Origin of the sequence: Microbacterium sp., from assembly GCF_017305435.1 — a bacterium.
In the GTDB taxonomy this organism is placed as follows: Bacteria; Actinomycetota; Actinomycetes; order Actinomycetales; family Microbacteriaceae; genus Microbacterium.
Window position 1 is genome coordinate 317,263 of the sequence record NZ_JAFKIP010000007.1, and the last position, 11,475, is coordinate 328,737.

Annotated in this window: 8 protein-coding genes and 1 pseudogene; 2 read left to right on the forward strand and 7 right to left on the reverse strand. The window is 61.4% G+C overall.

The annotated features are described in order from the left end of the window. The 7 genes and pseudogenes from J0I43_RS14365 to J0I43_RS14395 all read right to left on the reverse strand — a co-directional run bounded on the left by J0I43_RS14365 (position 1) and on the right by J0I43_RS14395 (position 8,266). Positions 1–912 (reverse strand): ABC transporter permease, encoded by a 912-nt coding sequence (locus J0I43_RS14365; RefSeq protein ID WP_292865303.1) that lies wholly within the window; start codon positions 910–912, stop codon positions 1–3. 48 nt (positions 913–960) lie between these two features. Beyond that, positions 961–1,518 (reverse strand): annotated as a pseudogene (locus J0I43_RS14370) (dTDP-4-dehydrorhamnose 3,5-epimerase family protein); the annotation flags it as partial. Next, positions 1,515–2,381 carry an NAD(P)-dependent oxidoreductase gene (locus tag J0I43_RS14375; RefSeq protein ID WP_292865304.1) on the reverse strand — a complete coding sequence of 289 codons (867 nt, stop codon included), beginning with the start codon at positions 2,379–2,381 and terminating at the stop codon, positions 1,515–1,517. The gene J0I43_RS14375 and the pseudogene J0I43_RS14370, both read right to left, overlap by 4 nt. A gap of 22 nt (positions 2,382–2,403) precedes the next feature. After that, a complete protein-coding gene (locus tag J0I43_RS14380; protein ID WP_292865307.1) occupies positions 2,404–4,581 on the reverse strand; it encodes an acyltransferase family protein in 2,178 nt (725 codons plus the stop codon). A 7-nt stretch (positions 4,582–4,588) separates the two neighbouring features. Next, complete coding sequence (locus J0I43_RS14385) at positions 4,589–5,719, reverse strand: glycosyltransferase (RefSeq protein ID WP_292865310.1); 1,131 nt, start codon at positions 5,717–5,719, stop codon at positions 4,589–4,591. Further along, on the reverse strand, positions 5,716–5,982 hold the full coding sequence (locus tag J0I43_RS14390) for a hypothetical protein (RefSeq protein ID WP_292865313.1): 267 nt from the start codon (positions 5,980–5,982) through the stop codon (positions 5,716–5,718). The genes J0I43_RS14385 and J0I43_RS14390 overlap by 4 nt, the downstream gene beginning before the upstream one ends. 226 nt (positions 5,983–6,208) lie before the next feature. After that, a complete protein-coding gene (locus J0I43_RS14395) occupies positions 6,209–8,266 on the reverse strand; it encodes a hypothetical protein (RefSeq protein ID WP_292865316.1) in 2,058 nt (685 codons plus the stop codon). Positions 8,267–8,996: 730 nt separating this feature from the next. Here J0I43_RS14395 and J0I43_RS14400 point away from each other — a divergent pair. After that, positions 8,997–10,796 (forward strand): hypothetical protein, encoded by a 1,800-nt coding sequence (locus tag J0I43_RS14400; RefSeq protein WP_292865319.1) that lies wholly within the window; start codon positions 8,997–8,999, stop codon positions 10,794–10,796. Positions 10,797–11,091: 295 nt separating this feature from the next. Further along, a complete protein-coding gene (locus tag J0I43_RS16455; RefSeq protein ID WP_367267558.1) occupies positions 11,092–11,469 on the forward strand; it encodes a hypothetical protein in 378 nt (125 codons plus the stop codon). Positions 11,470–11,475: the final 6 nt, after the last annotated feature.

Consider the following 11,475-nt stretch of genomic DNA (forward strand, 5'->3'; position numbering starts at 1 on the left):
TCAGAGCTCCTGGGCGAAGTTTCCCTGCAGTCGGACGAACACCCGATGGCAGAAGAGCAAGAATACGATGCCGATGACTAGCGCGACAAGTGTGCGCGTCATCAGACCTCCCGGCCACTCCACAGAGTCGCCGGAGACCCAGAAAGCGCGCTGGAAGCCCAGCACGGCGAGGGTGAGCGGATTGTTCGTATAAACCTCGAGCAGGGCAGGGGACGGGACGAGCGTTTTCACCATCTCCCACGAATAGACCACAGGGCTGGCCCAGAACAGGAGCATGGTAACGACCTCAACTAGGTACTGGGTGTCGCGTAGGTAGACATTGACCGCACTACACAGCAACGCGAGTGCCGTCCCGTAAACGACGAGTAGAAGCAAAGCGGGTGGAAAATACACCAGCTGCCAGTGCACCGGCGGCTTGGCGACGACAATAGTGGCGATCAGCAGCACGAGGATTTGGATGCCGAAATTGAAAAGTGCCGACCCGACGCTCGATAGCGGAAACACTTCGCGCGGAAGATAAACCTTCTTGACGAGTCCGGCATTAGTGAGGACGGAACTCGTCCCCCCCACGACGATCTCTGTGAAGAGTCCCAACGCGGACAGACCCGCGAAGACGTACACCGCAAAGTCTGGGATGTTCTTCGCCGCACCGAGGAACTGGCCCATGACGACGAAGTAGATCGCCAACTGAATCAGCGGTCTGATGAGGGACCAGAAGAAACCGAGTGCGGAGTCCTTATAGCGGGCCTTGAGGTCGCGACGAACTAAAAGTCCGAGCATCTCACGGTGCGAAAAGATGCTCCGTATCGCCTTCCAGCCTGCCCCGGCGCCTCCAGCGGAGCCGACGCGATCGAGCGGCAGTTCGCCCAGCCGCCTCAGCCTCGAGGCGGCCTCATCGTTATCGCTCAGCATTTCATCCATCCTACCGGCCGAGCGAGTCCGTACATGCGGGAGCGCTCACAGCGGCATCACGTCGCCCAGGCGCGGATGCTGCCGGTCCTTTTCGGATAGCTCGGCGCGGTCGAGAGGGATCGGCCACGGGATGGCCGCAGTCTCGTCCGCGAGATTCAGGAAGGAGTACTCGCCCAGTCGGTCGGCGCTCCAGTGCGCGTTGACGAGATAGGTATATGCCGTGTTCGGCTCGAGAGTCTGATACGAGTTGCCAACTCCGCGAGGGACAAAGATCGCGGTCGAAGGGTCGAGTTCGGCAGTGAACACTCGGCCGAAACTGTCACCCGCGCGGAGATCGACCCATGCGCCGAAGACCGAGCCCACGGCTATCGAAACGAACTTGTCCCACGGCTCGGCGTGGATGCCTCGGGTTGTCCCCACCGCGTCGTTGAAGGAGATGTTGTTTTGTACCGGGCCGAAGTCGGGCAGACCCAGCCCAATCATCTTCTCGCGCTGCCAGTTCTCCTTGAACCACCCGCGGTTGTCGCCGTGCACAGGCAAGTCGATCAAGAGAACGCCGGGGATCGACGTCTCGTGGATGGCCAGGTCCTTGGAATACTGAATCACGCGTTTGTCTCCTTCGCGTAGGGCGAGGATGCCATGAGCGCGTTGATCATGCTGGCGTCTCCCCACGTTCCGGGGGAATCATAGGGTCTGTCGGGAAAAGCTCCATACTCAAGCGTGACATCGAGGTGGTTGTCCGCGATGAATTGTTCGACCCGGTTCGCCAGCGATTCCGGTTGACCGCTGCAGACGTTGACCACGCCGACTGCACCGGGAGTCAGCGCGGCTACAGCGATCTGTCTACCCAGTTCTTCTACGTCGATGAAGTCATAGAGGGTCTTTCCCGTGGTGAACGGGAACTTTCGCTCCCCGCGATCGGCTGCTTCGAGGAGCTTCGTGAAGATCGATCGACTCCGCCGATCGTCGCCAACTATGTAATACGCGCGCAACCAGACATATTCGGACCTCTCGCCGATGGCGATGGTCGTCGAACGCCTCAGCGCATCTTTTGCAATGCCGTAGAGCGTGAGCGGGTTGGTTGGGGTGTCTGCGGCTATTGCGCCTTCCCAGTATCCAACCTCGTGCATTGTGCCAAGCGCCGCGATGCGGGGAACACCCGCATCAGCCATGCCGGTCAGAAACTCGAAGTGCCGAGAAAGGTTGAGCATGTGCGACGTCGCGTTGTGGACGAAGCCGTCTTGCCACGCGAGGTGGATGAGGGCGGCCACATCCTGTGCGTTGGTGTAGCGTCTCAGGTCGAAACTGGGGTCGAGCACGTCGCCCTCCACGGTAACCCCACTCTCGCTGAAGTGGATACCGCCTCGGCGGGCGATGGCAAGCGCATCGAAGCCGAGAGCTTCCACGGCGCGGACCACATGACGCCCGACGTAGCCGGCGGCACCGGTGACGATGACTGTATTTCGCATCCAGTTCCTTCGTGTTGTCAGTTCACGCGCCGCGCCGCGCCTCGATATCTTCGAGAATCTCCGAACCGATGTAGGGCATCAAGCTTCGGGCCCAGGTGTCGCTGATGTGATTATCGTCTGTATAAACCACCACGCCACCGATGACCGCAAAGCAGGTGTCGGCGTCGCAATAGGCATCAACCGTGGACACATAGCCCACATCTATACCCGAGTAAGCAATACCATCGCGCATGAGGCTCGGGTCGTAGCTCTCGCTCCGGCGAGTGGAGCACGGCGCGGCAGAGGCCGTCTCCCCTGCGAGGCATTCCGGAACGGGCACTCCTCCGGTGTTGGGGGGATCTTCTACGTAGACGAGAGGCTTGCCGGCCGAGCCAAGCTGCTCCAGGGACGTTGCTATCGACTGCGGCGTGAGCCGAGCAGGCATCCCGACGGCCGGCGAACCCTTTGAGCGTTCCCAGTTGGTGAAAACCACCGCGGTAATGTCGCTTCGGCTGGCGATCTCTGCACGTGCGCGCTGCGCCCACTTCACACAATCGTCCCACGACTTCCCGTCGTCTGTCGGGACGCTAAGGGCAGGAACAGGTTGCTCAAGCCCGCTGCAACCGAATCGTGTGTAAGTGATGACCTTCCATCCGAGTTGCCGGAAATAGGTGTCCATCGCACCCGTCAGCGCGCCAGCGTGCGAGTCTCCCAGGAGCGCGATCGTGCCGCTTGTTCCGGTTGGATCACCACGCTCGCACTGGAGCCAATCCTGGTCATACCACGTGAGGCACCAGTTGGCGCGGTCGAGGTCTGTCGCAGCTGCCGCCAGGTCGACCGAATCGGTCAAGGCGAACCGATCCGCGCACTCGGCACCACTGAGCATCGCCGCAGCGCCGACACAGGCGAGCGGATCTCCAGGAGTCGGGGCCGCGCCGTTTCCCGTGTGGATGAGTTCGTCTTTGACACTGGCCGCCGCTGACGCGCGCGACTCCTGCCACTGCAAAGTGAGGATGGCCGCCGTGCAGAAAATAGCAGCGCTCACGGCCGCGAACGCGAATGCAACGCGGCGGCGAGCCCATAGGGCGTGCCACAGCTGCGGAAGCACATGCATGAGGCGATGGACGACCGTAGCGGCGACTATCGCGACTGCGATGAGGATCGCGCCCTGCCACCAGTTCGGTCGGTGCCCGACGACGACAAGCGCGGTCACCAATAGCGGCCAATGGACGAGGTACAGCTCGTACGAGATGTCACCTACATATTGCACAGGCCGCCACGCGACCAGCGGCCGCAGCCAGGAAACCTCTGGCATGCCTACGACGATCACAATCAGCGCGCCAACGGTGGGAAACAGCGCGACCCACCCAGGGAACTCCACATCGGGGCCGATGAGGAGGGCCGAAGCTCCAATGAGTGAGAATCCCGCCACGAGGCCGATGCCGCCACGCGCCAGGACGCTGGTCCCGCGGAGTCGGTCTATCGAGTCGGGCCACCTCGAGAGAACGACCGCGAATATAGCTCCGAGACCCAGTTCCCAAACGCGGGTGCCCGTGTCGAAGTAAGCGAATGCCGGCCGATAGTGGCTAAGGACGACCGAGTACGCAAAGGACGCCGCCACAATGAGCGTCGTCACGATCATTACGTAAGTCTCAGGTGCGCGCCTTCGACGCTTCTGCAGCGCGAGCCTTGTCGAGAGGAAAAGCGTAGCCAGCAGAATGAGCGGCCAGAAGAAGTAAAACTGCTCTTCAACCGAGAGGGACCAGAAATGCTGGACCAGCGTGGCCGAATCGCCGGCGTGCAGGTAATCGACCGCGTTGGTAGCGAGGAGCCAATTCAAGCCGTAGAAACTTGCGAACGCGATCTGCTCAATCCCGGGCCACCGAAATACCGGTGGATACACCGTCCACAAGAGGACAGCACAGATCCCGAGCACAAGGATGGACGCGGGGAGTAACCGCCGGATTCGTCGCGCCCAGAACGATGTGACCCGAATCGTCCCCGTCTGCGCGACCTCCCTCAACAAGTGCGAGGTAATCAGGAAGCCCGAGATGACGAAGAAAACGTCTACGCCGATGAACCCGCTCGGAATCCGAGATGGCCATACGTGGTACACGACAACCAAGAGCACGGCGACTGCGCGCAGAGCCTGTACTTCGAGAAGAATTCCGCCGCCTCGTTGGCGTACCGATACTTCCGCAGGAAGTGCTGGAGCCGTCACTGCCAACTCAAAGCCTCACGGGGTATCCGAACTGCGAGGCGCCCTGCCACGTGGCGGCCCGTACGTTCGTATAGAGAGGAGCGACGCCCCCGAAAAACTCCACGATCGCCCCTACGACGTCGCTCCCGTCCGTGTCGATATCGGTTGTAAAACCGCACCAGTGTGCGGTGCAAATCTCATACGCCTGCGACCGAATAGCAACCGTGACAACGGTTTCCGCGGGATCTACCCAATCCTTCGATGCGTCGATCAGGGCGTACCCATATTTCGATGCAGCTGCAAGGACGAGCGCCCGAACCGCATCGATTTGCGCCGGCTCGAGCGTCCCGGAGCGGAGAAATCCGTCCACGTCCCAGCGGAACATCGGCGATCGATGGTTGACGATACGTTGATTACCCCAGTCTGCGGTGGCGTCCTTCGAAACGATCCCGGCGGCGAGTGTCGACCCCCGCCCCGCGTGATAGACGTAAGACCCCTGAGCCAAGAGATGCTTGTACCCGGCGCTGGATGCACGCGCTGACCAGTCGGATTCCTCGCCGTAGCCTCGACCGAAGACCGGATCCATGAGGCCAACCTCGTCCAGTACGGCGACCGGCACGATCATGGCGAAGGAGATGCCGGCTGGGATATCCAAGGTGCGATCAGCAAACTCTGCGGCGAGCGCGACACCGATGAGGTCCGCAACGTCCTGAGTCTCCACGTAGAGATCGGCACCATTCGGAAGAGAGTAGGGGTCGACATTCGTAGACCATGCTGTGATCGACGCGACGCCGGCTGCGGAGGAGACAGCGTCGTCAACAAGCACCTGAAGCGCATTCTGCGCGTAGATGACGTCGGAGTTCGAAATCACAACATAGTCGTACCCGAGTCGCTGAGCGGTAGCGAGTCCAAGGTTGACGTTGCGAGGAATCCCCATGTTTCGCGGAGAACGGTAATAGACCGCTCCGAACTCGGCGGCGAGGGCCTCGAGGTGCTCGCTAAAGCCCGGTTCAGGGCTGGCGTCATCCAGTACGAGGACGTCGAGAGCGAACCGCTCCTTTTGAAGACGTGCAATCGACTCCATCGTTCGCCGCGCAAAGGACCGACCGTTGTAAAAGGTGACCGCGAGCAGTACGCGGACTGGAGACGCGTCGCTCACCTTCCCAACATCCGCTTCGTGCGCCGAACGGCAGCGTATAGTGCGTGGTTCCTACGGAAGATGTGCTCCATACGACGACGAGGATCCATCAGTCGCTTCAAGGCGACGATCTCGGTGTTCAGCTTTGCGATTTGCTCTTCACGATCCAGGAGATCTTTAGCGAGGTCGATCACGCGGCGGTTTGCGACCTCAACATCCCGAAGTGCTCGATCGAGTGACACGCTGTCAACGACCTGAGCCGACAATTGCACGCTATCGCTCATCACATCCCTATCTGTTATCGACCGCGTCGACGCGCTGCTTTACCGAGTGCCCGGCTCACACCAGAAACTGATCATCCTGGACATGGCTCGCAGCCTTGTTGATCAATCGGATCGGGGCTGACATCCCAACGGCTGTTGCGTCGAGAACTCGTTTGGCAATCAGATTACCATCCGAGTCTGCGCCTCCCCCGGAAGCGGGCTGTGAGCGCCCGCGCCGGGACACGCATCATCCGGCCTTGAAGCTCACCCCGTCGGTGGCTGACCAAAGAAACGTGCCCGCGCTGTACGGCTGCGAGCAGGACCGACCCGACGCGTCGCAGCTCATCGGGCCGAGCGGGGCACCCGCAGACGAGGAGAAAGCCCCCGCCGCCAACCAAGCCGCACCAATCGGACCAGCCACGAACTGCGCCGCTCCGGAAGTCGACACCACCCCAACACCGCCCTGGAATGACTGCACCGAACCACCCGAAACGGCCACCGGCGCACCCAACGGGTACCCGAACGCACCACGCTCAGACCCCGCAACACTCCATGGCTGCAGCAACGCGCTCGACACCAGATACGCACCGCTAGACGGCGACCAGTAATACCAGCCACTAGAGAACATCTGCAGACAGCCGCCGCGCACCAACCCGCAATACATCGGGCCGAGCGGGGCACCCGCAGACGAGGAGAAAGCCCCCGCCGCCAACCAAGCCGCACCAATCGGACCAGCCACGACTCGTGTATCCGAACCACTTGCCTTGACCAGGTAGCCCGACGTGAACTGCTGAAGACAGTTGCCGGCTGAGCAGCTTATCTCACCCAACGGCGCACCCAGCGGACTGCCGCCCACGTACGCGTCTAGATACGCTTGCGCCATCTCGTTGCCAACAACCCAGGACCGACCATTCAGGTCGACGTATAGTATGCCCCCTTGGAACTGAGCCCAGTCCCCCCCGCCGATGAGGTCGTGAACAGGCTCACTCAGTGGATAGCCGAGCGTGCCATTTTCAGATCCCCGGTCACTCCAGGCTTGCAGGATTGGGCCTGAAACGTAGTGCGCGCCGCTAGAGGGGGATGCGTAATACCAGGCATTAGCGAACACTTGCACGCAGCCTGCCGATACGAGGACGCAATACAACCGCGACGTGGGCGCTCCCACCTTCGAACTGAATCCCCCCGCATTGAGCCAGGCCAGTCCAATCGGGCCGGCGACAAACTGTGCCACCCTTCCGTCGGGGACTACCGCGACCCCTCCTGCATACGATTGCATCCATCCGCCTCTGTCGGCGAAGGCTTCCGCCTGGGGATACCCGAAAACGCCGTCTTGAGCCGACTGTTCGTCCCACGCAGGTTGAATTGCAGGTGAGACCGAGACGCCCGCCGTGCGATTCGACGCGTAGACGCGGCCGTTGGTGTATGGACGGTAGCAGCCACCGTCCACCAGCCCACAGACGTAGTCGCCCGTCGCAGGTCCCAGCCAGCCAGAGCCTCCGCCGAAGTTCACATACGTCGCATCGATCCGCGACTTAGCGTCTACGCGCGTCAAACCGAACCAGTCGGTATACAGGCGCCAGAAATTGCGATTGCCGTGCGTTGAGCAGTCGTCACCCTCGCCGTAGAGATCGGTAAGAGCCGCCTCATTCGGCGTGTATGGCGTATAGATGTAAAGCGCCGCCGTTGCCTGATTCTGGATGTAGACGCTACGAGTTCCACATGCCCGATCAGGACTATAAAGGATCGTGTTCCATCGACCGGCCTGATACCCCCACTGGGTCGGAGTGAGCCTATAGATCTCATACTGACGGGCCGCATAGTAGACCTGATAAAAAAAGCCCGAAGTCGCAGGATTGCACGGGGCATTATCGGGACATCCTTGACCGGTGGCGGCTGTATAGGACCACTGATTTGGGCGTGACGATGTAACTAGACTCTGCTCCTTCTCGAGCAACACGAGAAGGACTTTCTGCGAGATACCGCATGATCGCGCAACGTTGTCGATAATCTGCGCGGCAGTCTCTCTTGATCGTCCTACGTAACCGTTGCAGTAACGATCACTCACTCGATCATCGGTCGATTGCGCATAGTCTTTCAAACATGGCACTTCTGTTGTCCGACACGTCGGCACCCGGGCATTGAGGAAAGCCTGGATTTCGGGTGCACTCATCGCATTCGAATCGTAGAAGAGAGCATCAGAGATGATGTTGCCCGGATCCCAGTCGGAAGCGTTCGCCGCTGCGACAGGCGTGGACGTCGCCAACGGTGTGACCACGAGTGAGGCAACGATGGCGATCGTCGTCAAGGCGATGCGCCACCTCGGGCGAGTGCGAGGGGAAGACCGTTGACTCACGGCACTTGCACCTGCACCGACTCGGACTGGGCAACCGTCGTTGGCGACCGATAGGAAAGTACCACCTGCCAAGCGCCGGGGCCGGAACCGTCAGTCGCGGCAGCCACCAACCCGCAATACGTGCTCTCGCGGCCAGGCGTAGCCGGAACAGTCGCGCTGCGAGTAACGCCGTCTCGTTCCAAAGTCAGAGTGCATTGGCCATTCGATTCGACGACGGTTGGAATGATGCCCGACGCCTGAATGACGCCTCCCGCGGCTTCGAGTGTGATGATCGTGACAGGTCCTGCTGGCAAAGGAGAAGGCGTGCCCGCCTCGGGAGAGTAGGGGCTGGACGAAACGGGAGACGAAGCTACCGAGGGCTCGGCGGTCGGGGCCGCGGACTCGCTGGGGGCGGGTTGTTCGGATGCGGATGCAACAGGATCGGAGACCGGAGCGGATTGGGGGGTCGCTCCGCTACGACACGAGACCAATCCGGTCGCGATCACGAGGGCCACGACGCCGGTCATCACACCGCGGACGCCCATCTTTACCGAAGAACGGCCTCGCACCCAGGAAGCAGACATCACCAAGTCAGTATCCCGGGGCGGTCGTAGGCTCGCGGCAGCGACACGACAGAAATCACTACGCGGCTCCGGGAGGCCTTCTGAATCGAGCCCAGCCATGGGTCAGTACAATATCCGAGATGCACGAATCGCTCGCCCCAACCCGAATCGATCGGGGTTATCGGCGGTTGGCTCTCGGCGCAGTCCTTGTTCAGGTATGCGTGATCATCCTCCTGCTGCGCAACTCCTACTTCATCGCGGAAGATCTGTACCTCCCTGGCCTGCTCGCTCAGCTTCCGTGGTCCGCCGAAACCCTGACGAGGTCAATGTTCGGGCATCTCATGCCGGGTTTCGTGGCGGTTTGGAAAGCCGTTGCCTCAGCGGGAACGCTCTCCTGGCCGCTTGTCGGAGTGATCATCGTCGCGATTCACGTGGCGCTTCTCGTCGGGACTGTTCGCCTATTCACGGCGCTGCACGGCCGGCGTTGGTGGGTCCCGTTGGCGGCGCTCGCCGCATCACTCTCACTCGCGTTGCTCAGCTGTGTGGTGTGGTGGGGAGCCGCTCTCGCTCCCGGCATAGGCGCTGTCGCGGCTGTCTGGGTTTGGGACTCCACCGTGCGCTACCTCCGCGCGCGTTCCGCGCCGCGTTTGCTCGCAGTGCTTCTAACTATGGTCGTCGCGATGTCATTCGGCGAACGACAAATCCTCACGCCCGTGTACATCCTGGGGTTCATTCTCCTCGTGGGCATCGCACCCCTATCCACATTTAGAGCACGTTGGCGGGTTGCGTTAGGCGGCTGGCCTGCTTGGACCGCCATGGCCGTCGTCGCGATCGCGTTCCTCGTTGTGTATTTTCTGGGAGGCTATCGCGAAGACTCCGGCTCGACTGCCCCGGCGAGCGCTATCGCCACGTACATGGGGAGGAGTCTTGTGGAGGGCTACCTGCCGTCCGTCCTCGGCGTTCTTCCCGGATCCTCGCCCCCAATCTTGGGCTGGGTAGCGGTAGGCATCGTCGGCGCCTTTGTGGTCTTCACGAGCCTAAAGAGCGTGCGATCCGCTCACGCATGGCTCTGGCTGCTAATCGCCTACGTGCTCTGCCAACTTCCCATCGCAGTGGGAAGGGTCGGGATCATAGGTGTCGACGCTGCCGTTGACATGGTGCGGTACTACCCTGAAGCCACGCTGCTGTTTTGGATCGCAGCGTCCGTTGCCGTCAGCGCCGCGCCAAGAATGCGGGACGTCACCCGACAGCGCACGGTCATCGCCATCGCGGCAGTTATAGCCGTCTTGATGACAGCCGTGTGGGCATGGTCGGCGGCGACGATCAGCAACACTTCCGCCGGCGTTGCGTCGAAGAGGTTCTTCTCGCAGTTGGCGGACCCGAGCTCAAAGTTGGGTGCCGCCCTCGAATCCGGTGAGGTGCGGATGCTGACCGTGCCGCTGCCGGACAAGGTCATCTCTGAGGGTATGTACCCTTGGAATCTTTCAGATCGAATCTACCCCTGGGTGCGCCGCGGCACCGAAATGACGAGTCTCGTCGAGGGGAGCTTGATGCTGAACAAGGATGGCTCCGGATCGACGCCGATGTTCACGACGATCCACGACGTCGCCTTCTTTTCGGGGCCGGGTTGCACATCATCTGATGAGCAACCCGTCTCGGTACTGCAAGGGCGGCTGACGCCAAAGCTGGTCGGCGGCATGGTGAGAATGACCGTGTCCGCCAAAGACCCAGCCGAGATTCGCGTCCTATCTCGACGCCCCGATGGAAGCACGTGGCCAGTCGATAACCAAAGCGGCCCCGCTTACCGGATTCCTTCCGGCGTCAGCACGCTTGTCGTTCCGGTTGCACCGATCGCTGCCGACCTGGTGACGCTTCGCGTCGAGTTCGGAGGGACAGTCTGCGTCACCGCGGCTGACCTCGTCCGCCCGGTCTATCGCTGAGCGCTGAAGTACTACCGACTGGCCTGTCCTCGACTTCCGGCACCTCAGGAGCCCTCAGCGAAGCTCTCGATCATTGCTCCAACGTTCAACGAAGCCGCGAACGTGGATGAGTCAGTGACGCGGATCCTCGCCGCCGCGGGTAGGTGGAGCTTGCCCCGTGCTAGCCATAGTCGGTGGTCTCGACTGTTAGCGTCGTCGAATGACTACTGGCCCACTCTCTGAGTACACCGCTGCTCGAGTCGATCAGTCCTGGTGCCTTTTCCTCGACCGAGACGGCGTGATCAACTCGCGCATCATGGGCGGCTACGTGCAAACGTGGGATGAGTTCGAGTTCATTCCCGGGGCGCTTGAAGCGCTCCGCACGCTGGCGACGTGGGCGCCACGAATAGTAATCGTCACGAATCAGCAAGGCGTGGGTAAAGGGTTCATGTCCGAAGCAGACCTCGGCTCCATCCACGACCGTATGGTCAAGGCCGTGACCTCCGCAGGGGGTCGCATCGACGCCGTGCAAACGTGTCCGCACCTCGCAAGGGTCAAGTCCCGTGGTGTGGTGTCACTCCGGTTGCTTCCTGGGGGTGGTGGTCAGGCGGTGAGGTGGAGCTCGGGGCGGGCGGGTTCGGTGTGCTCGGTGAGGATGTGGACGAGTCTGCGCATGGAGATGTCGGAGAAGTAGCGGCGT